General features: G+C 46.3%; 30 protein-coding genes. 17 read left to right on the top strand and 13 right to left on the bottom strand.

The window, feature by feature from the left end; translation table 11 throughout:
- Nucleotides 1–27: 27 nt before the first annotated feature.
- From flgH to flgB, 7 genes are read right to left on the bottom strand one after another with little or no spacing between them, the layout of a single operon-like run.
- Nucleotides 28–699: a flagellar basal body L-ring protein FlgH gene (gene flgH, locus L1D31_RS16310; RefSeq protein ID WP_239838131.1), complete on the bottom strand. Its 672-nt coding sequence runs from the start codon at nucleotides 697–699 to the stop codon at nucleotides 28–30.
- Nucleotides 700–724: 25 nt separating this feature from the next.
- Entirely contained in the window at nucleotides 725–1,510 is a 786-nt protein-coding gene (gene flgG / locus L1D31_RS16305; RefSeq protein WP_239838130.1) for a flagellar basal-body rod protein FlgG, read from the bottom strand.
- A 21-nt stretch (nucleotides 1,511–1,531) separates the two neighbouring features.
- The gene (locus L1D31_RS16300) at nucleotides 1,532–2,263 is read right to left on the bottom strand and encodes a flagellar basal body rod protein FlgF (protein WP_239838129.1); all 732 of its coding nucleotides are present in this window, start codon (nucleotides 2,261–2,263) and stop codon (nucleotides 1,532–1,534) included.
- An 11-nt stretch (nucleotides 2,264–2,274) separates the two neighbouring features.
- The gene (gene flgE, locus L1D31_RS16295; protein ID WP_239838128.1) at nucleotides 2,275–3,471 is read right to left on the bottom strand and encodes a flagellar hook protein FlgE; all 1,197 of its coding nucleotides are present in this window, start codon (nucleotides 3,469–3,471) and stop codon (nucleotides 2,275–2,277) included.
- A gap of 26 nt (nucleotides 3,472–3,497) precedes the next feature.
- Entirely contained in the window at nucleotides 3,498–4,178 is a 681-nt protein-coding gene (flgD, locus tag L1D31_RS16290) for a flagellar hook assembly protein FlgD (RefSeq protein WP_239838127.1), read from the bottom strand.
- Nucleotides 4,178–4,612 carry a flagellar basal body rod protein FlgC gene (flgC, locus tag L1D31_RS16285; protein WP_239838126.1) on the bottom strand — a complete coding sequence of 145 codons (435 nt, stop codon included), beginning with the start codon at nucleotides 4,610–4,612 and terminating at the stop codon, nucleotides 4,178–4,180. The genes flgD and flgC overlap by 1 nt, the downstream gene beginning before the upstream one ends.
- Nucleotides 4,613–4,614: 2 nt before the next feature.
- Nucleotides 4,615–4,977, bottom strand: a complete 363-nt coding sequence (flgB, locus tag L1D31_RS16280; RefSeq protein WP_239838125.1) for a flagellar basal body rod protein FlgB — start codon at nucleotides 4,975–4,977, stop codon at nucleotides 4,615–4,617.
- A 78-nt stretch (nucleotides 4,978–5,055) separates the two neighbouring features.
- Here flgB and flgA point away from each other — a divergent pair, with 78 nt between their 5' ends.
- The 13 genes from flgA to L1D31_RS16215 all read left to right on the top strand — a co-directional run bounded on the left by flgA (nucleotide 5,056) and on the right by L1D31_RS16215 (nucleotide 15,435).
- Nucleotides 5,056–5,853: a flagellar basal body P-ring formation chaperone FlgA gene (gene flgA, locus L1D31_RS16275; RefSeq protein ID WP_239838124.1), complete on the top strand. Its 798-nt coding sequence runs from the start codon at nucleotides 5,056–5,058 to the stop codon at nucleotides 5,851–5,853.
- A gap of 150 nt (nucleotides 5,854–6,003) precedes the next feature.
- The gene (flgM, locus tag L1D31_RS16270) at nucleotides 6,004–6,285 is read left to right on the top strand and encodes a flagellar biosynthesis anti-sigma factor FlgM (RefSeq protein WP_239838123.1); all 282 of its coding nucleotides are present in this window, start codon (nucleotides 6,004–6,006) and stop codon (nucleotides 6,283–6,285) included.
- Between the two features lie 18 nt (nucleotides 6,286–6,303).
- Complete coding sequence (locus L1D31_RS16265) at nucleotides 6,304–6,747, top strand: flagellar protein FlgN (protein WP_239838122.1); 444 nt, start codon at nucleotides 6,304–6,306, stop codon at nucleotides 6,745–6,747.
- On the top strand, nucleotides 6,744–7,436 hold the full coding sequence (locus L1D31_RS16260) for a lytic transglycosylase domain-containing protein (RefSeq protein ID WP_239838121.1): 693 nt from the start codon (nucleotides 6,744–6,746) through the stop codon (nucleotides 7,434–7,436). Before L1D31_RS16265 ends, L1D31_RS16260 begins: the two co-directional genes overlap by 4 nt.
- 268 nt (nucleotides 7,437–7,704) lie before the next feature.
- On the top strand, nucleotides 7,705–8,286 hold the full coding sequence (gene rsxA / locus L1D31_RS16255) for an electron transport complex subunit RsxA (RefSeq protein WP_006963066.1): 582 nt from the start codon (nucleotides 7,705–7,707) through the stop codon (nucleotides 8,284–8,286).
- Nucleotides 8,286–8,870, top strand: coding sequence for an electron transport complex subunit RsxB (gene rsxB, locus L1D31_RS16250; protein WP_239838120.1), 585 nt, complete (start codon nucleotides 8,286–8,288; stop codon nucleotides 8,868–8,870). The genes rsxA and rsxB overlap by 1 nt, the downstream gene beginning before the upstream one ends.
- Before the next feature lie 8 nt (nucleotides 8,871–8,878).
- Nucleotides 8,879–11,401 carry an electron transport complex subunit RsxC gene (rsxC, locus tag L1D31_RS16245; RefSeq protein WP_239838119.1) on the top strand — a complete coding sequence of 841 codons (2,523 nt, stop codon included), beginning with the start codon at nucleotides 8,879–8,881 and terminating at the stop codon, nucleotides 11,399–11,401.
- On the top strand, nucleotides 11,401–12,447 hold the full coding sequence (gene rsxD / locus L1D31_RS16240; protein ID WP_239838118.1) for an electron transport complex subunit RsxD: 1,047 nt from the start codon (nucleotides 11,401–11,403) through the stop codon (nucleotides 12,445–12,447). Before rsxC ends, rsxD begins: the two co-directional genes overlap by 1 nt.
- A gap of 8 nt (nucleotides 12,448–12,455) precedes the next feature.
- A complete protein-coding gene (rsxG, locus tag L1D31_RS16235; RefSeq protein ID WP_239838117.1) occupies nucleotides 12,456–13,091 on the top strand; it encodes an electron transport complex subunit RsxG in 636 nt (211 codons plus the stop codon).
- Nucleotides 13,084–13,776, top strand: a complete 693-nt coding sequence (locus tag L1D31_RS16230; RefSeq protein WP_239838116.1) for an electron transport complex subunit E — start codon at nucleotides 13,084–13,086, stop codon at nucleotides 13,774–13,776. Before rsxG ends, L1D31_RS16230 begins: the two co-directional genes overlap by 8 nt.
- A gap of 33 nt (nucleotides 13,777–13,809) precedes the next feature.
- Entirely contained in the window at nucleotides 13,810–14,451 is a 642-nt protein-coding gene (gene nth / locus L1D31_RS16225) for an endonuclease III (protein ID WP_239838115.1), read from the top strand.
- Between the two features lie 12 nt (nucleotides 14,452–14,463).
- Nucleotides 14,464–14,880: a lactoylglutathione lyase gene (gene gloA / locus L1D31_RS16220; protein WP_239838114.1), complete on the top strand. Its 417-nt coding sequence runs from the start codon at nucleotides 14,464–14,466 to the stop codon at nucleotides 14,878–14,880.
- Between the two features lie 117 nt (nucleotides 14,881–14,997).
- Nucleotides 14,998–15,435, top strand: a complete 438-nt coding sequence (locus L1D31_RS16215; RefSeq protein WP_239838271.1) for a DUF2753 domain-containing protein — start codon at nucleotides 14,998–15,000, stop codon at nucleotides 15,433–15,435.
- Here the strand turns inward: L1D31_RS16215 and L1D31_RS16210 are convergent.
- Nucleotides 15,432–16,313 (bottom strand): OmpA family protein, encoded by an 882-nt coding sequence (locus tag L1D31_RS16210; protein ID WP_239838113.1) that lies wholly within the window; start codon nucleotides 16,311–16,313, stop codon nucleotides 15,432–15,434. The two genes, L1D31_RS16215 and L1D31_RS16210, sit on opposite strands and share 4 nt — an antisense overlap.
- A gap of 205 nt (nucleotides 16,314–16,518) precedes the next feature.
- On the opposite strand from L1D31_RS16210, the gene rnt reads away from it, so the two are divergent.
- A complete protein-coding gene (rnt, locus tag L1D31_RS16205; protein ID WP_239838112.1) occupies nucleotides 16,519–17,178 on the top strand; it encodes a ribonuclease T in 660 nt (219 codons plus the stop codon).
- Between the two features lie 28 nt (nucleotides 17,179–17,206).
- On the top strand, nucleotides 17,207–18,532 hold the full coding sequence (locus tag L1D31_RS16200) for a Na+/H+ antiporter family protein (RefSeq protein ID WP_239838111.1): 1,326 nt from the start codon (nucleotides 17,207–17,209) through the stop codon (nucleotides 18,530–18,532).
- 79 nt (nucleotides 18,533–18,611) lie between these two features.
- Here L1D31_RS16200 and bamC read toward each other — a convergent pair whose 3' ends face one another.
- Together bamC and dapA are read right to left on the bottom strand one after the other, a co-directional pair.
- Nucleotides 18,612–19,637, bottom strand: coding sequence for an outer membrane protein assembly factor BamC (gene bamC / locus L1D31_RS16195; RefSeq protein ID WP_239838110.1), 1,026 nt, complete (start codon nucleotides 19,635–19,637; stop codon nucleotides 18,612–18,614).
- 55 nt (nucleotides 19,638–19,692) lie between these two features.
- Nucleotides 19,693–20,571, bottom strand: a complete 879-nt coding sequence (gene dapA, locus L1D31_RS16190) for a 4-hydroxy-tetrahydrodipicolinate synthase (protein WP_239838109.1) — start codon at nucleotides 20,569–20,571, stop codon at nucleotides 19,693–19,695.
- A gap of 300 nt (nucleotides 20,572–20,871) precedes the next feature.
- On the opposite strand from dapA, the gene L1D31_RS16185 reads away from it, so the two are divergent.
- Both L1D31_RS16185 and bcp read left to right on the top strand, forming a co-directional pair.
- On the top strand, nucleotides 20,872–21,414 hold the full coding sequence (locus L1D31_RS16185) for a glycine cleavage system protein R (protein ID WP_239838108.1): 543 nt from the start codon (nucleotides 20,872–20,874) through the stop codon (nucleotides 21,412–21,414).
- Between the two features lie 12 nt (nucleotides 21,415–21,426).
- Complete coding sequence (bcp, locus tag L1D31_RS16180; protein WP_239838107.1) at nucleotides 21,427–21,897, top strand: thioredoxin-dependent thiol peroxidase; 471 nt, start codon at nucleotides 21,427–21,429, stop codon at nucleotides 21,895–21,897.
- Between the two features lie 50 nt (nucleotides 21,898–21,947).
- On the opposite strand, the gene L1D31_RS16175 is transcribed toward bcp, so the two are convergent.
- From L1D31_RS16175 to L1D31_RS16165, 3 genes are all read right to left on the bottom strand, one after another.
- Entirely contained in the window at nucleotides 21,948–23,819 is a 1,872-nt protein-coding gene (locus L1D31_RS16175; protein WP_239838106.1) for a methyl-accepting chemotaxis protein, read from the bottom strand.
- 206 nt (nucleotides 23,820–24,025) lie between these two features.
- Complete coding sequence (locus L1D31_RS16170; protein ID WP_239838105.1) at nucleotides 24,026–25,099, bottom strand: AI-2E family transporter; 1,074 nt, start codon at nucleotides 25,097–25,099, stop codon at nucleotides 24,026–24,028.
- The gene (locus tag L1D31_RS16165; RefSeq protein WP_239838104.1) at nucleotides 25,092–25,328 is read right to left on the bottom strand and encodes a sulfurtransferase TusA family protein; all 237 of its coding nucleotides are present in this window, start codon (nucleotides 25,326–25,328) and stop codon (nucleotides 25,092–25,094) included. Before L1D31_RS16165 ends, L1D31_RS16170 begins: the two co-directional genes overlap by 8 nt.
- Nucleotides 25,329–25,628 lie beyond the last annotated feature (300 nt).

Below are 25,628 nucleotides of genomic sequence, written 5' to 3'. Positions count from 1 at the left end.
CGGTAAACATAGTCATTTTCTGTTTCATTAAAACGGCATCCAAGGACTGTTGAAGAATTGGCTTAACCAGCCAGCAGCATTACTGTCAGCCAGCGTACCTCGACCTGAATAAGTAATTCGCGCATCACCGATGCGTGCAGAAGAGACCTGATTATTACGACTGATATCATCAACACGAACAATACCCGTTAGGCGAATAAACTCATCGCCCTGATTGAGGCGAATCCATTTTTCACCACTGATGCGCAATACCCCATTAGGTAACACTTCGTGCACCGTCACAGTAATAGCCCCTTCTAATTTGTTGCCCTGTGAGCTGGATGCACTACCATCAAAAGCGCGTTGAGCATCGACACTAGCGGCGAGTTCATCGATAGTTTTGCCACCCAAACTCGGCGTAGCAAAGCCAACGCTCGAGTTTTTACCATACTTGGTATCGGCTTTTTTGCTCGATTCCGTTTCTTCGGAAAGGACGACTGTGAGCATATCGCCGACACGATACGCTCGCCTGTCCTGAAACAGGGTCATGGAATATTGGTGACGATAAAGACTGCCGTTTTGCGCGGCTGGAAGTGAATAGTCCAGCGTAGGCGGTGCGTATTTTTCTTCATCAGGTTCAGGAGGGGTAAACTCCTGTCGACCCGCACACCCAGCAAGCAAAATGACAACCAGAGGCCAAACTCTCAATAATGCCTTCATTCCCTGTTCCTTTATTACTTGACCGTTACACCGACTGAGCGACAAACTTCAGCATGTCATCCGCAGCCGAAACGACTTTGGCGTTCATCTCGTAAGCACGCTGAGTCGTGATCATGTCAACCATTTCCTCCACGACTTGAACGTTTGAACCTTCTAAAGAGCCTTGTTTAATACTGCCCACACCGTCTTCTCCGGCGATCAGCTCATCCGCCTGACCACTGGCTTCCGTTTCACGGAATAAGTTTCCGCCCACGGCTTCAAGGCCGGCTGGGTTGATGAATTTCGCTAAGGTGATTTGACCGAGTTCTTGCGGTGCGGTGCTGTCAGCTGAGGTAGCCGACACCGTACCATCCACACCAATGGAAACCGATAATGCGTTCTCGGGAATCTGGATTTGCGGTTCCAAAGGCAGACCTTGGCTATTGACCATTAGGCCTTCCGAATTGACGTGAAACTGGCCATTACGGGTGTACATGATCTGGCCATCAGAGTTTTCGATTTGGAAAAAACCCTGCCCCATCACAGCAAGATCCAATTCTTGACTGGTGTTTTGCGTATTGCCTTGAGTGAACACCTTTTGTGTGCCTACCACTCGCACACCGCTACCCAACTGAACGCCTGATGGCAACTCATTGACCTGATCCACCAGCGCTCCCGGCTGGCGTTGAATGCTGTAAAATAGGTCTTCAAACACCACTCGGTCACGTTTAAAACCAACAGTGTTAACGTTTGCTAGGTTGTTAGAGATGGCCGTCATTTTAGTGTCTTGAGCCGCCATGCCCGTTTTACTTACCCATAATGCTGAGTGCATTTTCTACTCCTTGCGCCACGCTTAGCGCGACGACATTAATTTGTTACCGGCTTGCGCCAAAGTCTCTGCGGTTTTCATCATCCGCACCTGCATTTCAAAGTTACGTGTTAGCGACATCACATTCAGCAGTTCATCGATCGCTGATACGTTGCTGCCTTCGATATGCTCTGGCGCCAGCTGCACAGTTTGGTCAACCTCAAATGGGTTGCCATCAACGCTATGAAGTAAGCTATCGCTCTCTTTCTGCAGTTGATTGGTTTCCGGTTTAACTAGTTTCAACGTGCCGACTTCAAGCTCAGCACCGCCACCCGGCGGCACGACAGAAATACGACCACGTTCGCTGATTTCAACTTTCTGATAGTCTGGAAGAACCAAAGGGCCACCTTCACCGACAACCGCGAAACCATTGATAGATAAAGCGCCGAACGGGTCGACTTTGATGTTACCTGCGCGGGTATACGCTTCTTGACCATCAGCCGTCTGAACGGTCAGATAGCCTTCCCCCATAACGGCAACGTCCAATGCACGTCCCGTTTTAACGATGTCTCCTTCATCAAAACGAGTAGACGCAGAATTGGTCACCACCATAGTACGGCCATCAAAACCTGAGCCCTGAAGCGGAACACTCGAGACACGCTCCATATCAGCACGAAAACCAGCGGTATCCGCATTGGATAAGTTGTTTGAACGAACATGCTGAGCCTTGAGTACTCGACTCGCGCCAGATGTTGCAGTGAATAGCAAACTGTCCATATCAGGCTCCGTTAGATTGCGTTAAACAACGCCTGAGTCAGTTTGTCATTGGTCGAAATGGTTTTTGCATTCGCCTGATAGTTGCGCTGTGCTGTCATCAGATTGACCAACTCGCTTGTCAGATCGACGTTTGAACCTTCTAGCGCTCCCGGTGTTAGATCACCCAAAGTGCCAGAACCTGGAACACCCATTACTGGCGCGCCTGAGCTGAAACTTTGAGTCCAGGCTGTCCCGCTGACTTTTGAGAGGCCTTGAGGGTTAGCAAAATCCGCCAGCACAACTTGACCCTGTAATTGGGACTGACCGTTAGTGTATGTGGCGTAAACCATGCCGTTGTCTTCTACGCGAACACCCGCGAGTTCACCCGATGTGTAACCATTCGGATTGTTAGTACTGACACCAAAGCCTGTGCCAAATTGAGTGCTGCCTGACAAGTCAATATCGATGCTCATTGGGTTCGCACCCGCCGCTGGGAACGAAACGTTATAAGCGCCTGATGGTGTTGCAATAGAGCCATCTGGGTTGAACGTCATTGCAACGGTTGACACTGCCGCTGCCCCGCTATCAACCTGCACATTCACTTCCCACGCGTTATCCGCCGTTTTGGTGAAATACTGAGTAACGGTATGCGGCTTACCTTGAGAGTCGTAAACTTTTGTCGTGTAAGAGGAGTTGAATGAATCAGTGTTGTTAGGGTCAAACGGGTTCACCGTCTGGTCAACAATCGAATTGGTTGCATCTAGGTTGGCGATGAACGCCATCTTATCAGTCGCTTTAGCCGCCAATGAAGACGTCGAGATCTTAATATCGCCCGTGGCTCCCGTAAGTAGGTTGTTGTTTCCATCAACGCTGTAGCCTTGCAATTTAGCGCCCGTGTTGCCAATAACGTAATTGTCTTTATCTGTACCAAATACACCTGAGCGAGTGTAAAGCAATTGTCCTGCACTATCTTTGGTCACAAAGAAGCCGTTACCATTGATGGCAAGATCCATTGCTCGGCCCGTTCCACTCACCGAACCATTTTTATCAAAGTTTTGGGAGATAGAAGCGACTTCCACGCCGCCTGGCTGCATACCGTTGTAAACAGCTGCAAACTCAGTACGTGCCCCCTTGAATCCGTAAGTCGATGCGTTGGCAATATTGTGGCTGATGGTATTCAGCTCTTGGTTAGTCGCATCAAGGCCACTTAGGGCAATATTAAAACTCATAACTAAACCTCTTTATTCCTTATTGGTTAAGCACCAAACTGAGTGATTTGATAGAAAGGTACGCTGCCAACACCTGCGATGTTGACGAACGCTGCGCCGCCTGAGCTTGGAATACGAACTTGCTCAACCTGACCGGCTAAAAGAATGTTTGGAGCTGATTGCCCCTCCTGCACCTGAACCGATACCTTGTACTTGCCAGGTTTAAGCTCAAGCTCTTCAGGATTGATACTGAATTCAACATCTCCCGCGGGATGAGCGCCTAAAGGCACTTTACGCGATTGACCAAACTCATCTGTGACAACCAAATTGACTTGGCTTGAAGGGTGTTGAAGTTCAATTTTTCCGCCTTGAACCGCGTCACCCATTTCGAATTCATTGCCAGACACATAAACCGTCTGACCTACCAGCCCTGCCGTAGAAAGAACTTGCATGTTATCGAGCAAAACCATGCTGTTTTGCATCATTGACGCCATGTTCTCTGTACTTTGTACCTGAGAGAACTGTGCCAATTGACTGACATACTCAGTGCCATCAAGTGGGTTGAGAGGATCCTGGTTTTGGATCTGCGCGACCATCAAGCTGATGAATTCGTTTTCCAGTGACGTGGCGCTATTGGCATCCTGTGGATTGCCTGTCACCGATGAGGTATTTGTCCCTGAAGCGACTGGTGTATCAGAAGATAAAGCGTTGTAAGAAGCGATGCTCATTAGCTGCCCTGCCCTAGTCTAAGCAGGCCTTGCTGCATACTTTTTACATTGCTCAGCACTTCAACATTGGTCTCGAAGCTACGGGTGGCTGACATCATATCTGCCATCTCAGACACCACATCAATATCTGGGTAGTAAACATACCCCTCATCGTTAGCCAGCGGGTTACTCGGCTCAAAGCGTTTTTCCGCCTGAGCTGCACTTTGGACAACATCAACAATTCTCACCTCAGCATTTGGGTAACTTTCTTTACTCGCTGACAACTGAGTTTTGCTGTACACCGTGGCGAACACAGGTTTTAGCGCCTTGTAGGCGTCATCTGGATTGGCAGAGACGGCATCTGCGTTAGCAAGGTTACTCGCCACCGTGTTTAAACGTACTGTCTGAGCATTCATTGCTGAGCCAGCAATCGAGTAAATATCGGTAAATGACATGATTATCGTCCCTCTATCACTTTCGCCAGTCCTTGAAACTTCATATTCAAGAAGGTCAGGCTGGTCTGAAAGTCCATGTTGTTTTGTGTGAATTTGCCTTGTTCAACCCCCAGCTCGACCGTATTGCCGTCTTTGCTGTTTTGATAAGGGATCGAGTACATAGAAGAGACCTGCAGTTTCGGCACGGAGTTGTTCACTCCATGAGGTGATAACTGATTCATTACCGTGGTAAAACTCAGGTCCTTCGCCAAATACCCCGGGGTATCAACATTTGCTAGGTTACTGGCAAGGACTTTGGTACGCTGAACCCGAAAATTCAGCGCATCAGGGTGAACACCTAACGCACTTTCAAATGAAATTGCCATGTCTCTTTCCTTTAAAGTCGACTCGAATAAGGATGAATAAGACAAGATGCATGCCACAAAAATAACAAAATAAAATCAATGACTTACAAAAAAGAAAGGAAATGTCATTTCCGCATTACGGAAGTATTAAAAAGCCAGAGGAACCGAATTCTTTCCCCTCTATATTGGGCAGCATTGATCAGTGCAATGCTATCTAGCCAAGGCGTATTAAGCCGTGAAAATACCAGTGCCAAGCAGGCTATTATTCAGGCCGTTGAAACTAACTTTAAACAGCAGGTCCAAACTCAAGCCAACAGCAGAAACTGGGGAGACTATCAACTCGATTATGATCTTCGCGTCCCTGATGCTGCCAAGCACCTGCCTATGTGCCCAAAACCACTAAGTATTACTGGTATCGATAACAAAACACTCCCTGTCGGCAACCTAAAACGGTCTGTTAGCTGCGATGTACCTTCCGTGGAATGGCGAATCAATGTCACCATCAAATCAGCACTGACTCTCAAGGTGGTCGTGACCAAGGCAGGCATCAATCGAGACCAAGCTCTCTCACCCATGAACCTTAAACTTGAAACGAGAACCATAAGTCGGGAGCAAGATTTCTTCACCCAGCTCTCTCAAGTCTCCGGCATGGTTGCCTCTAGGCGCATACGCTCAGGCCAGATATTAGATCCAAGAAAATTAGCGTCCACGCCTTTGGTCGCGAAAGGTAATCAAGTGGTGATTACCGCCTCCAAAGACGGATTTACTGCATCCACCAAAGGTGTCGCCCTTGAGCAAGGAACGCGTGGTGAACAAATTGATGTTCAGAACAGTTCTTCAGGAAAAGTCATTAAAGCGGTGGTCACTGGACTGAATCAGGTACAGACCCAATTCTGATTTTTGGACTCCGGTTATCATTTTCGCTGTTTATGACTCGTAAAGAGACAATCATTTCAGATAGATATAAAAAAGTGATTACTTTGACTTAATGTTTCGCGCATCATGGTCGCACTTAACCTGTAACCACGATGACTAAGGAACCCATTGATGAAAATCGACAAAGTTGCAGGCGGCCATGTACCTCAAACCAGCCTAAACCAAGCTTCTAAGAAACCCGCAGAATCTTCGACTGCTCACCCGATTTCAGAAGCCATGGTCAACACCAATACTGCTGCAATCGACAAAGCACAGGCAGAAATGCAATCACTGCCTAACGTAGATATGGAAAAGGTGGAACAAGTCCGTAATGCACTGGTAAAAGGAGAGTTAGCACTGGATACCAAAGCGCTATCTCAAGCGGTTCTTCAATTCCATACTGGTCACGAGTAACGCAGGCTGGAGTTCAATATGGCATCTGAAACCTCTCGCGTGATCCAGCGTTTTCTCACCTCAATAGGCGATGACATCAAGTCGTATCGCCAATTAGCGACACTGTTGCAAGAGCAAAAATCGCTGTATCTGTCTTTTGATGCAGCGAAGCTCAATCAAAATCTTGCCGAGCAAAAACCATTGCTTAAAAAACTTGATCAACATGCCAGTGAACGTAGCCAGGCCATGAAAGCTTTACGGCTGACTAGCGATCAAGCCGGTATTAGCAAACTTTTTTCTGTATTACCGCCGTCGTTATCAAATAAAGTTCATGCACAATGGCATGAGCTAGAATCTCTGGTGAAACACTGTCATGCTCTCAATCAAGAGAATGGTCAAAGCTCTGCCAGCTTCCATGAGCTGATGTCCCATATCACTCAGCCAAGCCAAGATACCTATGAAGAGCAGCCATCGTTGAGATGATCAATGTTCGCAGTGGTTGGAAAGGGGCATTGTGCAAGCTCTTGTCGGTTTATCTTTGTACTGTATACCCTCTCAAGGCCTCACCTTTACCTACTGAATTTGAGCAAGAATTGGCGATTCTGACTCCCTATAAAAAACACATCGAGCAACGTTTAACGGTTAATCGACCTCTAATACAGGATATCGCTCAGCAGTTGTCATCACACTCTTTGCCACTACAACTCATATTGCTGCCCATGCTTGAGTCCTCCTATGATCCTAGCGCTATTTCTCACGCCAATGCAGCGGGATTATGGCAACTTATGCCAGCCACAGCACAGCGTTTCGGTCTTAAGGTCAATACCCATCAAGATCAACGATTTGACATTCAAGCCAGTACGAAGGCAGCTATTGAATATTTGGCGTTTTTACACAATAAGTTTGATGATTTGGCACTCACCCTTGCGGCCTACAATGCGGGCGAAGGCCGAGTATCCAGGGCTATAAAACAAGCTGGCAGTAGACAATTCTCAACACTCGCTCTTCCTTTGGAAACAACGCAATATGTACATCGATTTTATGCCCTGCGCAGCTTGATTCCGCTAGAAAAACTATTAGGCCAGCAGCCTAATTCACTGTTTTTATTTGGAGAGTTAAGCCAATCACCGCTTATCGACCTTTCTCCTCTACCACCACTCATCACTTTGTAAATACTCAGAGCTTCATCTGACAGTTTATTAAATCCGTCTGCTTTTTTTATTCTCTCAAGCTATTAACAAGCTAACCTTAATACCCAAGAGCTCTAAAAATCCCCCTGCTTTATGACGGTTTTTACAGGTTTAAGCACGAATTTACTCCGAGATCGAGAATATCCCGTATAATTTTCATTCAACAATACAAAACCCTAGCTTTACTTGGTTGTTATTGACTCAGCAAAGCAGGATAATATCGGGATCGGATTCTCTTAAATATATAATTATGACCGAATATCTTTTGTTGCTGGTCGGCACAGTGCTGGTCAACAACTTTGTACTGGTAAAGTTTTTGGGCTTATGTCCATTTATGGGTGTTTCCAAGAAACTGGAAACCGCAATCGGAATGGGGTTGGCAACTACGTTTGTCCTGACCTTAGCTTCAGTGTGCTCATATCTTGTTGAAAGCTATATCCTAGAGCCTTTGGGGCTAGAATATTTGCGTACCATGAGCTTTATTTTGGTGATCGCCGTGGTGGTTCAGTTCACCGAAATGGTGGTACATAAAACCAGCCCAACACTCTACCGTCTGCTAGGGATTTTCCTACCGCTGATCACAACCAACTGTGCAGTACTAGGGGTCGCCCTACTTAATATCAACGAAAACCACAATTTCATCGAATCCATTATTTATGGATTTGGTGCAGCGGTCGGTTTCTCACTGGTGCTAATCCTCTTTGCATCCATGCGTGAGCGTATCGCAGCGGCAGATGTGCCTGCGCCATTCAAAGGGGCATCGATCGCAATGATCACCGCCGGCCTGATGTCGCTAGCCTTCATGGGCTTTACTGGACTGGTGAAATTGTAATGAGCGCGATTCTTATTGCTGTATTGGCCCTAGCAGCACTCGCTGCCCTATTTGGCGCCATATTAGGCTTTGCCTCGATCCGCTTTAAAGTGGAAGCGGATCCGATTGTTGACCAGATTGATAACATTTTACCTCAGACTCAGTGTGGCCAGTGTGGTTACCTTGGGTGTCGCCCTTATGCAGAAGCAATTGCCAATGGCGACGAGATCAACAAATGTCCCCCGGGCGGTCAGGCCACCATCGAAAAGCTGGCTGACCTTATGGGCGTTGAAGCAACAGATTCGGCTCACGATCTGGATAATAATGTCAAAACCGTCGCATTTATTCACGAGGACATGTGCATTGGTTGCACTAAGTGTATTCAGGCTTGTCCGGTTGATGCGATAGTTGGCGGTACAAAAGCCCTTCATACGGTGATCAAAGACGAATGCACCGGTTGTGACCTGTGTGTCGCACCTTGCCCAACGGACTGTATTGAAATGATTCCTGTAGAAACCACTACAGCGAGCTGGAAGTGGCAACTGGACGCCATTCCTGTTGTTGATATTACCGATTCTGCCAAGTCGCAGAATGGCGTGAATTAAGGACTGGTATGCTGTCACTCATCGAACAAATTAAGTCAGGCGCACTTTGGGATTTTCCTGGGGGCGTCCACCCAGCGGAAAACAAAAAACAATCCACCAAGAGTCAGGTTGCTAGGGCAAGTATTCCACAAGAAATCGTTCTGCCCGTAAAGCAGCACATTGGTAAACCGGGCTCGATCACCGTAGAAGTTGGCGAGCAGGTACTCAAAGGTCAGCCGCTGACCAAGTACGATACTAGCTTCATGCTACCGGTTCATTCACCAACATCAGGTAAAATTACCGCGATTGAACCTCGCACCACCGCGCATCCATCCGGTCTAGCTGAAACTTGTATCGTCATTTCTCCAGATGGCGAAGATCGCTGGATTGAACGAAAAACAGATAACGATTTTACCCAACGAACACCAGACGAGTTGATTGAGATTATTCGTCAGGCTGGCGTTTCAGGTATGGGCGGCGCAGGCTTCCCAACCGCGAAAAAGATCCAAGCTGGATTAGCTCGTACTGAAATCCTGATTGTTAATGCGGCCGAATGTGAACCTTACATCACCGCTGATGACATGTTGATGCAAGAAAATGCTGATGAAATTATCAAGGGCATCGAGATTGTTGAACATATCTTAAAGCCTAAGCTGACTATTATCGGCATTGAGGATAACAAACCTCAAGCCATCAAAGCTTTAGAACAAGCCGCACAGCACAAAGACATTATCATTCGCGTCATTCCCACTAAATACCCATCAGGTGGCGAGAAGCAACTGATAAAAATTCTGACTAACAAAGAAGTACCGGCGAATAACATTCCGGCTGATATTGGTCTACTAGTGCAAAATGTCGGTTCACTGCAGGCCATCAAACGTGCTGTGTGTGACGGCGAACCGCTGATAGAGCGTATTGTTACCCTGACGGGGAACACGTTTAAGCAACCACGTAATGTCAAAGCATTGATCGGGACCCCTGTACAATCGCTGCTTGATGAATTTGGCTACAAAGCCGATAAAAAACTACCGCGCCTAATCATGGGCGGTCCGATGATGGGCTTTACGCTTCCGCATGCCAACGTGCCTATTACCAAAACGGCTAACTGTATTCTCGCCCCAACTCGTAGAGAGATCTCACCAGATCAGTACGAAATGGCGTGTATTCGCTGTGGCCAATGTGCTGAGGCCTGCCCGGCATCTCTACTACCTCAGCAACTTCAATGGCACGCGAAAGCAGAGGAATACGACAAATGCGAAGAGCTCAACCTTAAAGATTGTATCGAATGTGGTGCCTGTGCCTTTGTTTGCCCAAGTGAAATCCCATTGGTGCAATACTACCGCCAAGCCAAAGCCGAAATACGTACTCGCAAAGAAGAGTCTGAAGCTGCTGAACGCGCTAAAATCCGCTTTGAAGAGAAAAAAGCGCGACTTGAGCGTGATAAAGCAGAACGCGAAAATCGATTTAAGAAAGCAGCGGATGATCGTCGCAAAGATATGAAGAAAACCGGTGGCGATGATGCTATTGCTGCTGCCATTGCGCGTGTAAAAGCGCAGAAATCTGAATCGAAGTCGGATGAACCTGCAGTGAAACCGGCAGTAGCTGCCGCAATCGCTAAAGCAAAAGCCAAGCAAGCGGCTGCAATGCAAGCAGGCGACACGGAACCAGACAACTCAGAAATGGCAAAATTGCGTGAAGAGCGCAAACGTCAGGCAAGAGAGAAAAAAGCTCAGAAGACACAGGAATCTACGCCAGCAACTTCATCCAATGATAAGAAAGATGCGGTTGCAGCAGCGATTGCGCGCGCTAAAGCGAAAAAAAACGCTCAACAGGATAACGGTACTGATTCAGCAACTGAAGATAAAAAGGCTTCCGTTGCAGCTGCTATTGCTCGTGCCAAAGCACGTAAAGCGCAGCAAGAAGGTAAACCGGAACCCATCACGACAGAGCCAGAAAACACCGAATCAGCCGCAGAAGACCCGAAGAAAACCGCTGTGGCTGCCGCTATTGCTCGAGCTAAAGCACGCAAAGCGCAGCAAGAAGGCAAACCGGACCCCGTCATGGCAGAGCCGGAAAACACCGAATCAGCCGAAGAGGATCCAAAGAAAGCTGCGGTGGCTGCTGCTATTGCTCGTGCCAAAGCTCGTAAAGCACAGCAAGAAGGTCAGTCAGAATCCGTCACTGCCGAGCCAGAAAACTCAGAATTAGCTGCAGAGGATCCAAAGAAAGCTGCGGTGGCAGCCGCTATTGCTCGAGCTAAAGCACGCAAAGCGCAGCAAGAAGGCAAACCGGAACCCGTCACGGCAGAGCCAGAAAACACCGAAGCAGCCTCAGAAGACCCGAAGAAAGCTGCGGTGGCAGCCGCTATCGCGCGTGCTAAAGCACGTAAAGCGCAGCAGGAAGGTAAACCGGAACCCGTCACCGCTGAACCGGAAAACGCTCAAGCTTCCGAAGAGGATCCAAAGAAAGCCGCCGTCGCGGCCGCTATCGCACGCGCCAAAGCACGCAAGGCTGAACGCGAACAGAACAATAAATTTGAGGAGAACGAGTAGTGGCCTTTTTCATTGCCAGCTCACCCCACGCTCATAGTCGCAGGAGCACACCCAACTTAATGAAATGTGTGGCACTATGTGCTTTACCCGGATTATTTGCTCAAACTTACTTTTTTGGTTGGGGAACGTTAATTCAACTTGGCTTTGCCATCATTCTTGGGCTTTTGCTTGAAGCTGGTGTCATGTTGGCTCGCAAGCGTCATCCTATGTCCGCTTTACGGGATAATAGCGCAATTGTTACGGCTTGGTTGCTTGCTGTGGCTATCCCTCCTCTATCCCCTTGGTGGCTCATCACCATTGGTCTGATTTTTGCGATTTTGATAGCAAAGCACCTCTATGGCGGTATTGGGCAGAACCTGTTTAACCCAGCAATGGTCGCTTACGTTGTGCTCTTGACCTCTTTCCCAGTACAGATGACCAGTTGGATTTCACCGATGGAACTTCAACCGACAGCCGTATCTTTCGGTGATGCTTTTTCGCTGATTTTTGCAGGATTTAACCTTGATGGCTTATCACTCCAGCAGATCCGAACAGGTGTTGATGGCGTCACCATGGCCACACCACTCGACGCGTTCAAAACGGCATTGCGTACAGGTAACACTGCTGCGGAAGTTCTCCGCCAGCCTCAGTTCAGTGGTTTAGCCGGTATTGGTTGGGAATGGGTGAATCTGGCTTATCTCGCAGGTGGACTGGTACTGATCAAATTGAAAGTCATTAACTGGCACATCCCTGTTAGCTTCCTTGTCGGTTTGACAGTAATAAGCGGCCTATTTGCTATCGTAACTCCAGCAGAGACAGCATCCCCACTGCTCCACTTGCTATCAGGTGCTACCATGCTGGGTGCCTTTTTTATTGCCACCGATCCTGTCTCTGCATCCACCACGGTGAAAGGTAGGCTGATTTTCGGAGCTTTTATTGGCGCAATGGTTTTCATCATCCGTAGTTGGGGCGGTTTCCCTGATGGCGTCGCTTTCGCTGTGCTGCTTGGTAACATGTGTGTGCCTTTGATCGATTACTACACCAAACCTAGAACGTACGGGCACTAAGGAGCAATATGTTAAACGCGATTCGCAAGAACGGTGTAATACTCGCGATTTTCGCCTGTGCTTCAACAGGTATCGTCGCCCTCACTCACTACTTAACTAAAGAGCAGATCCGTCAACAAGAGCAAGCCCAGTTATTGTCTGTTCTCAATCAAGTGATTCCGCAACAAATGCATGACAACAGCTTGTATAAGTCCTGCACCATGGTCACAGATCCCGCCCTTGGTACGGATACTCCAATGCCTGTTTATATGGCGAGCAAGAATGACGAACCCACCGCATTGGCTATCGAGGCCATTGCACCGGACGGTTATAACGGAGCGATCAAAATTATCGTCGGTATTAAACAAGACGGTACAGTGCTAGGTCTACGGGTACTGGCTCATCAGGAAACGCCGGGGTTAGGCGATAAAATCGACTTGCGTGTCACTGATTGGATTCTGAGTTTTGCTGGTAAAAAGCTCACACCTGAAAATGAAGCTGACTGGAAAGTGCGCAAAGATGGTGGCCAATTCGATCAATTTACTGGTGCGACAATTACCCCAAGGGCAGTCGTCAAAGCGGTCAAAAATACCGTACAATTTGTAAACGATAATCGCACACAAATCCAGAACCAACCACGTAATTGTGGAGGCAACAATGAGTGAACACAAAACACTGATTAAAAATGGTATGTGGGACAACAACCCCGCCCTGGTTCAGCTACTAGGCCTCTGTCCATTGTTGGCAGTCTCTTCAACCGTAACCAATGCATTAGGTTTGGGGATCGCCACTTTGCTGGTATTAGTAGGGTCCAACGTTACTGTATCTTTAGTGCGTGACTATGTGCCAAAAGAAGTGCGTATCCCCGTCTTCGTGATGATCATTGCCGCTCTAGTGACCTGTGTGCAACTGCTGATGAACGCATACGCTTACGGCCTCTATCTCTCTCTGGGCATTTTCATTCCTCTTATTGTGACCAACTGTATTATCATCGGTCGTGCTGAAGCTTTTGCCTCTAAAAATGCCTTATTACCCTCGGCTCAGGATGGCTTCTGGATGGGCCTCGGAATGACTAGTGTTCTGGTCGTTTTAGGTGCGATGCGTGAAGTGATCGGCAATGGTACCTTATTTGATGGCGCTGACCTGTTGCTTGGCAGCTGGGCAAGTGCTCTGCGCATTGAAATATTCCAGTTTGATAATAGTTTTCTGCTGGCACTTCTTCCACCCGGAGCTTTTATTGGCGTTGGGTTACTCATCGCACTGAAAAACATCATAGATAAACAGCTAGAAGCTCGTCAGCCAAAACAAGAAAAACCGACCATTGAACGCGCTCGCGTCACGAATCAGTAACGTCTGGTCTACACACTGGAAAGCCGCTTCAAAATGAATAAAGAAAAACGAGTACAAATACTGGAACGTCTAAGGGCAAACAACCCTAACCCTCAGACTGAGCTCAACTGGAGTACCCCTTTCGAACTCTTGATTGCCGTGCTCTTATCCGCTCAGGCAACAGATGTGAGTGTTAACAAAGCAACCGACAAGCTTTATCCGGTTGCGAATACACCACAAGGAATATTCGATTTGGGCGTTGATGGCGTCAAAGAATACATAAAGACCATTGGTCTGTTTAACTCAAAAGCGGAAAACGTCATCAAGACTTGCCGTATTCTGCTGGATAAACACAATGGCGAAGTCCCTGAAGATCGGGCCGCATTGGAATCTCTACCTGGCGTCGGTCGCAAGACTGCCAATGTGGTACTGAATACCGCTTTCGGCTGGCCAACTATTGCTGTAGACACGCATATCTTCCGTGTCTCTAATCGCACTAAGTTCGCGATGGGCAAGAATGTCGATCAGGTGGAGGAAAAGTTACTCAAAGTCGTACCCAAAGAATTCAAACTCGATGTACATCATTGGTTGATCCTCCATGGGCGCTACACCTGTGTTGCACGCAAGCCGCGCTGCGGTAGCTGTATCATTGAAGATTTGTGTGAGTTTAAAGAGAAAGTTTACCCAGAAAACTAGGAGAGCAAAGCAATGTCAAACGGGCGTATTTTACACACCATGCTACGAGTGGGTGATTTAGAAAAGTCGATCAAGTTTTACACAGAAGTAATGGGAATGCAGTTGCTGCGTACCAATGAAAATAAAGAGTATGAATACACTCTCGCTTTCTTGGGTTACGGTGATGAATCTCAAGGGGCAGTCATTGAACTGACTTACAACTGGGGTACCACAGAGTACGATCTGGGCAGTGCGTTTGGCCATATCGCGATTGGTGTCGAAGACATCTACCAAACTTGTGATGCGATCAAAGCAGCCGGCGGCAATGTGACTCGCGAACCGGGCCCTGTCAAGGGAGGCACGACTCACATTGCTTTCGTCAAAGACCCTGACGGCTATATGCTCGAGCTAATCCAAAACAAACAAGCATCTGCTGGCCTTGAGGGGTGATCACCTCCAGTACTGACTCGATAGGGTGACACTCTGTTACCCTATTATTTTTCACTTTACATGATAATGATTATCATTTAATCTCAAGGTATTGTGAACTTGAAGAGTGAGAAAACAATGGGCGTCGCCGAGTGGGAAAAACACACGCTACTGGCTGATATCGCAATGAATGATGCTGATCATCTGCGTAGCATTCTTCACTACCAACAAGCGTTAACATTAAGCGAACGAATTAGTGGCTCAAGTGAGATCGACGTTGAAGAGCGCCTGATGATTTCAGTGATTTCCTGCCATAATATGGCTTCGTTTTGGCGCATGATGGGCGATACCAAGTATGAACTGAAATATCTTCAACTTGCTTCCGAAAAGGTGCTGACACTAGTACCGCAATGTCCAAACCACGATTGTGATGCCTTTGTCGACTCAATGGGTTGCTGTAAAAAAGCATTGATTGAGTTCATGAAAAGACACCCAAACCCCAAAATAGCCAAACTTGTTCAGGACATAGACACCGCCACTAACTGTAATCTCATTGCAAGGTTTCGTCTAAATTAAACCTGCGTCCGCCCCAGTGATATCACAACTCTACGGTTTTTATCTTTGCCTATCGGTGAAGAGTTGTCATCGACAGGGCGACGACGGCCATAGCCTTGAACCTGAATTCGGTCTTCTGGTAAACCTAAAGATTCAAAGTAGTCACGTAATACTTCAGCGCGCTGCTCTGATAAGTTTTGGCTAGCACTTTTACTTTCATCATTGGCAGTGTAAGTCGACACCAAAACTAAATCGATATCTTGGTTATGACGAATGTATTCGGCAATCTGCGCCAAACGTTTTTGTGACGCTTTGTTCAGCTGCACACTTGAACGGTCATAATGCAAAATAGTAAAAGCAATATCTTCAAAGCTATACGGCAATAAATTGGCGATACAATCGCTAAATGCATTGTAGGAACGCTGAAATAACACGGAAGATAATGCCACTTCTACGCGCTGATCACGGCTTTGCCATTCCTGATAACTGAAAGTGGGATAGCGCCCTTTCTCCAATTCAGTCAGAATACTCCACGCTGTTTGTCCACCGACATAACCATCAAATTGCTGAAAAAAGCGAATATTGGTAATGCGCTCCGAGCTGTCACCAGGGCGCCAGACTGGAGGCATGGATACCAACGAAACATCACGGGTTTTACCCATTGGACGTTTCATCTTCAATTCGAAATCAAGATTGATTTTTTTGCTGGCATGAGACGAAAATACTGCGTCACCATAATTTGGAATCGGATGTACCATTCGACACTCCAGTGGCGTGTTTGCAATCATCTGCCACTGCGATTGCTGAGGCTTAGCAACATAGCGAACATCCATTGCCGATACTGAACTGGCAATAGAGGTAAATAGTAACGTTAAGCTAGTGGCTAACAGTCTCTTCATGGGGTACGGATTCTCTTACTCAATACGGCGCAAAGTTGCCGCTAATACTTCTACAACACTTAGGAATGCAAAAACCTCGCCAAAAAGTCTAAGCGTATTTTCACACCTATCAATAAGCATTGAGCATTATTAATTCACCAATCCGGTTTGTCTTACCTTGAGAATCTGCAATAATGCTGCCCTTGTCACATAATACTAGGCCAACATGACTGTAGAAAACGAAGCATTGACGCTCAAAAAACGATTTCGTGGCTATTTCCCTGTCGTTATTGATGTAGAAACAGCAGGTTTTAACGCTAAAACAGATGCACTGTTAGAAATCTGTGCCGTCACTCTGAAAATGGACGAAAATGGCGATCTTCAGCCCGCTTCTACCATACATTTTCATGTTGAGCCTTTTGAAGGAGCAAACCTTGAGAAGGAAGCTCTGGATTTTAATGGCATTCGCGACCCTTTCAGTCCACTACGTGGTGCAATACCTGAATCCGAAGCCCTAAAAGAAATTTATAAGCTTGTGCGCAAAGAACAAAAAGCGGCCGATTGCAGCCGTGCAATTATCGTCGCTCATAACGCAACTTTCGATCATAACTTTGTGATGGCCGCCAGTGAGCGTAGCAAGCTAAAACGAGTCCCTTTCCACCCCTTTGCTACCTTTGATACTGCAACACTAAGCGGACTGGCTTATGGCCAAACTGTGTTAGCTAAAGCGTGCAAAGCTGCTGGGATGGAATTTGACAATAAAGAAGCCCACTCTGCCCTTTATGACACACAAAAAACGGCAGAACTCTTCTGCGGCATCGTCAACAAATGGAAAGCTCTGGGTGGCTGGCCACTTGCTGGTGAAAACGTTGAAGACAATAACTAGAAAAGCAAACACAACAAACGAGTAAACTATGAATCCTGTTGTAATTTCAGTATGCATCATGCTGCTTCTCGCCCTGATGCGTGTGAATGTCGTCGTCGCTCTGACATTCAGTGCAATTGTTGGGGGCCTCGTTGCAGGCATGAGCCTCAATGATGCAGTTGCGGCATTTGAAAGCGGCCTTGGTGGAGGCGCAACGATTGCACTCAGCTACGCAATGCTGGGCACCTTTGCTGTTGCTATCTCCAAATCTGGCATCACCGATTTGCTAGCCAATAGCGTCATCAAACGTATCCACGGTAAAGAAAACGGCTCTGCTTCGACAGGTCTTAAGTACGCAGTGTTAATCGCACTGATCTTAGTGACCATGTCATCGCAAAACGTCGTACCTGTACATATCGCCTTCATCCCTATTCTTATCCCACCTCTGTTAGGCGTTTTTGCAAAATTGAAGCTTGACCGTCGTATGATTGCCTGTGTGCTGACATTCGGCCTCGTTACCCCTTATATGGTGCTTCCTGTCGGTTTTGGCGGTATCTTCCTTAACAACATCCTGCTAAAAAACCTCCACGATAACGGGTTAGAATCCGTTGTAGCCAGCCAAGTTCCTGTGGCTATGCTACTGCCAGCCGCCGGCATGATATTTGGCCTTCTGACCGCTATTTTCTTTAGCTACCGTCAACCTCGTGAGTATAAAGAAACGGAGCTGACGCATGTTGAAGAAAACACGCCTTCTATTAACAAAAAGAACATCCTAATCGCAGGTGCAGGTATCTTGGCTGCTCTTTCTGTTCAGTTAACAACAGGGTCAATGATCATTGGTGCGCTCGCAGGCTTTATGGTCTTCACTTTTGGCGGTGTGATCGCATGGAAAGAAACCCATGATGTGTTTACCAAAGGTGTGCATATGATGGCGATGATTGGTTTCATCATGATCGCTGCTGCAGGCTTCGCTGCCGTAATGAAGCAGACTGGTGGTGTCGAATCTTTGGTTGAAGCTTTGTCTACCAGCATTGGCGATAACAAACCGCTTGCGGCATTATTGATGCTCATCGTTGGCCTGTTAGTCACAATGGGTATCGGTTCTTCGTTCTCGACCATCCCAATCATAGCGACTATTTATGTTCCACTGGCAGCCGCATTCGGTTTCTCGCCAATGGCAACCATCGCTCTAGTTGGTACTGCTGCCGCCTTGGGTGATGCGGGTTCTCCAGCTTCTGATTCAACACTTGGTCCTACTTCTGGTCTCAATGCCGATGGTCAACATGAACATATTTGGGAAACTGTAGTCCCGACTTTCGTGCACTACAACATCCCATTGATTGTGTTTGGTTGGATTGCGGCAATGGTTCTCTAATCGAGCCCAAAGCAAAACAACAAACATAAAAAAAGCTGACTTTAAAAGTCAGCTTTTTTATTGCTTATTCTGCGTAACTTCACTTCGCGTGTTTATCCACTACTGCTGATAGAACAGGCACCATATCTTTTAGCAACTCTTCTTCTACAGGCTTGCCAGAAGAGTCGGTAACGTTGATTGAAGTGCGGTTCCCTAAATCACCAAATAGGAAAGTATAAGTCCCTGAAGACAGACCAATAGGTTTAACGCCAATTTCTGTCCAAAACTCATCATCTGGAGCCGCATATTTCGCTTTTACTGTACCTTGCGACTGACTACGTTCTTCGATAGTGAACCCCATTTCTGGCAGAAGTTTAGGCAAACGAGGCCATAATACATTGTAAGACGTGCGGGCGATGATCACCGGGAAGCCACTTCTGTCTGTCCCCATTGAAATTGGGATCTGTTTAACCAGTTCTTCTGCACGACGAGCGGCTTCTTGGCGAATATCGAGATCATAACGGGCAGTGACTAAGTTAGTCATTAATGCGTTATAACGCTCTTTATTCGTAGCTGACACTGGTATTTGTTTACCCGCTTCACGCCAGTCAATTAAGGAAATCTTAAATCCATAACGGTTATTGGCTTCTAGGCTAGTAATTTCGTAGCGAGAGCCAATTTCGGCATCTTCATCTTCCGATACCCAGCTAACCCAATCGGTTTCGATGCGGTTATCTGTCTGCTCACGAATTGAAATATTCTGCTCTTTCAGCATAGTCAGAGCTGTCTGCCATACTTTATCCAGCTCATCTTTACGCAACAGCCATAAAGTCACTTCACCGTTTTGACGCTCAGCTCGTGCACCAGGAATCAGCTCAAGCACTTGCTGTGGTGGGCGGATATCAACGTCACGCCCAGTTCCACCAGCAAACTCACCCTGAGGGATTTGGTAGTTGGTGTAAACACGTGGCTGAACACCTTCGATATTCTTCCATTCCGATAGTGGTGGGGTATTGAGATAGTCAAAATCGTCCTTAGCTTGACGACGTTGCGTTGCGTCACCAGAGCAGGCACTTAAAACAAAAACAGCTAGCGAACTGACAACTAGCTGATGAGACAATTTCATTGAAACTCCTGATAATTAAATGCCGAAGCTCAGTGCTTCGGCAATTCATTCTGAATTAGTAAATACAAGCTTCTGTCATCGCCTGCGCCACAATAGGGCGAGCATTTTCAGACAGTTCTGTCAGTGGTAATCTTAAGTCACCATGAGTAATCAAGCCCATCTTATGCGCCGCCCACTTAACTGGGATTGGGCTGGACTCAACAAACAGATTCTTATGAAGCGGCATCAAGCGTTGGTTGATAATTTCGGCTTCTTCGTACTTGCCTTCAAGAGCAAGTTTCATCATTTTCGCCATATCGGCTGCCGCAATGTTATTCGTTACAGAAATCACACCTTGGCCACCTTGCTTAACAAAATCAAGGCCACTCGAATCATCACCACTTAGTAAGATAAAATCTTTGCCACAAAGTTCACGATGAATTGCAATTCTGCTTAAATCGCCCGTTGCGTCTTTCAGCGCCACGATATTATCGATTTCGGCAAGACGAGCAACGGTTTCCGGTAATAAATCCACTGCAGTGCGACCTGGCACGTTATATAGGATTTGTGGAACATCACTCTCTTCCGCTATCGCTTTGTAATGCTGGTACAAACCTTCTTGGGTCGGTTTGTTGTAATACGGCGTCACACTCAGACAACCAGAGATGCCTGAGTTGTTGAGTAATCGGCTGAAAGTCACGGATTCATGTGTCGCATTTGCCCCCGTACCAGCAATGACAGGAATACGGCCATCGGCAAATTCTACAGTTTTGGTTACAACTTTGACATGCTCTTCCACAGTTAACGTTGCAGACTCACCAGTAGTGCCAACGGCCACAATTCCATCTGAGCCAGATTCAACGTGAAAATCCACAAGTTTTTTCAGGCTTACGTAATCTACTTCGCCATCATCATTAAACGGTGTAATTAACGCTACGATACTTCCTGAAAACATGTCTTTCTCCCTAATTTAGATACTTTCTGCATGGTACTGTAAGGCGATTGAAAAAGACAAGCGATTAAACCCGCTTAAATCACCTATTTGAATGAATATTTATCAGATGTTAGAACTTTGGCAACTTACGCCTTTTTAAAGGCCTGTTGTCAGCCTGAAGTTAGAAATATCAAGCTCTCCGACGAGCAGAAAAGCAAGCGACGAAAATTGCGCCAGTTTTATCCATTGCGAACATTTTTCTCTTCGACAACTGTGCTAAGCTATCTCATTAATAATCATAACAATGCTCAAAGTGATACTATGACTCAACATTTGGTGATTACAGCGGTAGGGACAGACCGCCCAGGCGTCTGCAACCAAGTGGTTCACTTGGTCACACAGTCTAGATGCAATATTGTCGACAGTCGCATTGCGCTTTTCGGCAATGAGTTCACCTTGATTATGCTGTTGTCTGGCAATAACGCCGCCATCACACGTGTCGAGACCACTTTACCATTGTTAGGCCAAGAACTTGATCTCATCACTATGATGAAACGTACATCACAGCACGCATACGCTGACAATTCTTACAGCCTTGAAGTGTTTGTGGAGTCTGATGATAAGTTGGGGTTAACCGAAAAATTCACTCAGTTCTTCGCAGATAAAAATATTGGCCTTGCGTCACTCAGCGCACAGACCATAGATAGAGCAAAAGTTCATTCAGAGAACAACCAATTCCACATCGCACTAACAGCGACAGTGGATGCAGAATGTAACTTGATGCAACTCCAAGAAGATTTCGAAGCACTATGCTCAAGCCTTGACGTGCAAGGCTCATTAAATTTCATAAAGAACAGTCAATAAAAAGGAAAATCAATGAACACGCTAACAGCTGGCACTCCAGCTCCGGCATTTTCCCTGCTGGATCAAGACGGCAACACAATTTCACTCGGTGATTTTGCCGGCAAAAAAGTTCTTTTCTACTTCTACCCGAAAGCCATGACGCCAGGATGTACTGTTCAGGCTCAGGGACTGCGTGACACTAAAGCTGAGCTGGATGCACACAATGTGGTTGTATTAGGTGTCAGTATCGACCCAGTAAAACGTCTGGGTAAATTTATTGAACGTGATAACCTCAACTTCACTCTGCTCTCTGACGAAGATCATGCAGTAGCAGAACAGTTCGGTGTTTGGGGCGAGAAAAAGTTCATGGGAAAAGTCTACGACGGTCTACACCGTATCAGTTTCCTTATCAACGAAGAAGGTGTGATTGAGCACGTCTTTGATAAGTTTAAGACCAAAAACCACCATGAAGTCGTGCTGGACTATCTAAACGAAAACAAATAATTCAGCTAATAACAAAACGCCAGCGAGTCGCTGGCGTTTTTGTTGGGATTCTAGACAATAAATTTGTTTAAAATGGCGTCTTGCTCACGCACGTTCTCAGTCTGAACTTGCATGGCAATATTGGCATTCTCGGCTGAGTCTGCGACTTGCGTGGAGAGATCTTTAATCTTGACAGTGTTGCTGTTGATCTCTTCCGCCACTAAGCTTTGCTCTTCTGCTGCAGAAGCTATCTGCATGTTCATATCCGTAATACGCTGGATGGCATCACGGATTCGGTGTAAAGATTCATCCGCAGCTTGTGCTTTATCTACCGCATCAACTGCTGTGTTCTTACTTTCGTGCATAGCCGCAGACACGGAGCTTGCTCCGGCTTGCAACTGCTCGATCATGCTGCGAATCTCTGTCGTGGATTCCTGAGTACGCTGCGCAAGAGTTCGAACCTCATCTGCAACAACCGCAAAGCCTCGACCAGACTCACCAGCACGCGCTGCTTCGATTGCCGCATTCAAAGCCAGCAAATTCGTTTGGTCGGCAATATCATTGATGACTTTAAGAATGGTTTCAATATTCGCAGTCGCAGATTCTAACCCTTGAACTTCTTCAACAGCCTGATCGATGCGAGCAGATAGAGCATCAATTGATACTGTGGTCTCGCTCACCACAGAAGAACCTTGCTGAGTTGCTTCATCGGCTTCCTTGGCAGCCCCCGCTGCGCCTTGAGCATTATTTGCCACTTCGGTTGCCGTCACGGCCATTTCATTCATTGCAGTGGCTAGCTGTTCCAGTTCTTGCAGTTGGCTACGCATCGCTTCAGCAGATTCTTGAGAGCCCTGAACCGTCATTTCCGTACCACGTAGAATTTCAGCACCAATAGCTTTCGACTGTTGGATTTGCTTCTGCAAGGTTTCGGTAAAGGTATTAAAGCCTTCAGCCAATTCCGCAAATTCTTTATCCGTGTTTGTGTCTAGACGTTTGGTCAGATCACCTTGTCCCGAAGCGACATCCTTGATTGCTTCATTGAGTGTACCTAGAGGCTTCATAAGGAACTTAATCAGGAAGCTCAATACCACCACACTCAGCACCACACTAATCACAGCATAAAGGATCGAACTACTACGCATATCGTCTATTGCTGCAAATGCAATGCTTTCATCAACAATCGCACCGATATACCAGTTTTCACTTGGCACTTTCGTAAAGTGAACGAGGTAGGATTTGCCCTCTTTTTCTATACGTTGATTACCTTCTTTGATACTCGCTTCAGGCAAATAGGTAGAAAGGTTTTGGCCATTATTTTTGGCATCAGGGTGAGCAATGGTTGTTCCATCAGCGGTGATAATAAACAAGTAACCAGCATCCAATAGGTTAGCGCTATTCACTAAATCGGCTAAACCTGTCAGCTCTAAATCGTAGAACATAGCTGCGGTAAACTGGCCATTATTTCGAACAGGAGTACCAATAGAAATAATGACTTTCTTTGAAGACACATCCACATAGGGGGCCGTTACGACGAGCTTGCCTTGTGCCTTGGCATCTTTGTACCAAGGTCGGACTCGTGGATCATAATCAGGGCCTGCTTCCCAACCGTCATCATTTTCTACAACAAAACCATCAATTTCATAACCATATCCAACAGCCAAGAAGCTGCCTTTTAAATTGGGCTTTTCAAGAATATCTTTAACACGGGCTTTATTTTGAGGATCGAGTTCAATCACCTCGGTGGTGGATTGAGCAAGGGATTTCTTGCTTGCCATTTCAGAAGTGACAGTATTTTTCACCCCTTTCACCATTTCAATGAGGCTGGTATCAACCAAGTCCTCGACTTCATCCTTTACTGTACTCAGTTGTTGCACCGAAAGTAATACCACGGTTACCAACAGCAATGCTGATGATGCAGCAACGATTTTTTGACTAAATCTCATAGTGTCCCTCAAAGATTAATTCGTTTTGTAATTGTTATGTTGTCATTAGTTATTATCGCCCTAACCACAGCAGACTTAAGAAATTTCTTACAAAATTCATACTTTGTACAACAATCTTTTAAAAAGTATATACCGTTTGCACAAATAAAAAGCCCTAATGCACAAAATGCATTAGGGCTATATATGCAATAAATTTTACAAACATATCAACTAGGATAGGAATGCACTTCCTCATCATTGCTGGGTAGCGCATTCCAAACTGCTTTGACTAACGTCGCTAACGGGATAGCGAAAAAGACTCCCCAAAACCCCCATAAGCCACCAAAAACCAACACCGCAACTATAATGGCAACGGGATGTAAATTTACCGCTTCAGAGAAAAGAACTGGGACAAGGACATTACCGTCCAGTGCTTGAATAATACCATAGGCAATCAGCAACCAGTAAAACTGTGGCGTTAGTCCCCACTGGAACAAACCTACGATAGCAACAGGCACGGTCACTGCGGCTGCACCAATATAAGGGATCAACACAGAGAGCCCGACTGCAACCGCTAGCAATACCGAGTAACGTAAATCCAAGATGGCAAATGTTACATAACTCACCCCACCGACAATCAAGATTTCCATCACCTTACCGCGAATGTAATTCGAGATTTGCTCATTCATCTCATGCCATACTTTGTTCGCCAGCTTGCGGTTACGCGGTAAAACACCACTCGCCATCGCAATCATTTCTTGTTTGTCTTTTAATAGAAAAAACACTAATAGCGGCACCAAAATTAGATAAACCGCCAAAGTCGCAATACTCACCAATGATGCCAGTGATCCCTTTACTACCGTTTCCCCCATCACAATGACTTGATTCTTTGCATTGGACACCAAAGATTCAACAATCTGAAAATTATCCAGCTCGGGGTAACGCTGCGGAAGCTCAGCTATCACTTTTTGCAGCCCGGTGTACATTGAAGGAATATCATTAATCAGGTTACCGACCTGCTGCCAGATAGTAGGAACCAACCCAAAAACCGCTACCAACATCAAACTGGTGAAACCTAAGATCACCAAGATAACGGACAAGGTTCTGGGAATACCAAGGCGTGATAACTGGGATACAGGCCATTCAAGTAAGTAAGCTAACACGATAGCCACCAGCAAAGGCGCAATCAAATTGCCAAAAAAATAAATCGTGATAAAACCAAAGAGCAGGATTGCCACTAGGCTTACAGCGTGTGGATCAGAAAAGCGTCGCTTATACCAGCGACTCACCATTTCAAACATTCGACAAGGTTCCTTTAGTCACTTGCAAAGAGTAATAGCCATCCAACTCTTCGCACACCAATTCAAATGACTGCTTAAGTAGGAAAGAGGTTATATCGGACAAAGAGCTGGAATCAGAGACATAAATACTGGTTTGCTGCCCCTCACTCAACGCCTTAGTGTGGCGCTTGGCTAACAGTAGCGCCATTGGGCAACGCTCTTGACGCAAATCCAAAAGATTCAGTTCCATTCTTCAGCCCGATACTTATCATAGAAAGAATATTGTATAGTGTTTTTTTCCAAGCGTCAGTGCAAATACATCGATGCCGAAAAGTTTCACATTGAAATGACTCGTCTCAGTGGAACACTTTTGCATCAGCACGAAAGCCAAGGGTATCACTTATTAAAGGCTTTACCCCTTCTCACAACTGTGAAACCATCTCAGTTAACGAGTGTCAAAAAGCTATACTTCTTGTCCTTATGCCATAAGTATAACGAAATGGTACAGACAGAGTGGATAGACCAAATGATCACGGAGTATCACCGATAA

It is taken from the genome of Vibrio sp. Isolate23 (genome assembly GCF_022398095.1).
Classification (GTDB): domain Bacteria; phylum Pseudomonadota; class Gammaproteobacteria; order Enterobacterales; family Vibrionaceae; genus Vibrio; species Vibrio coralliilyticus_A.
This window is presented reverse-complemented; position numbering and strand designations above follow the sequence as displayed.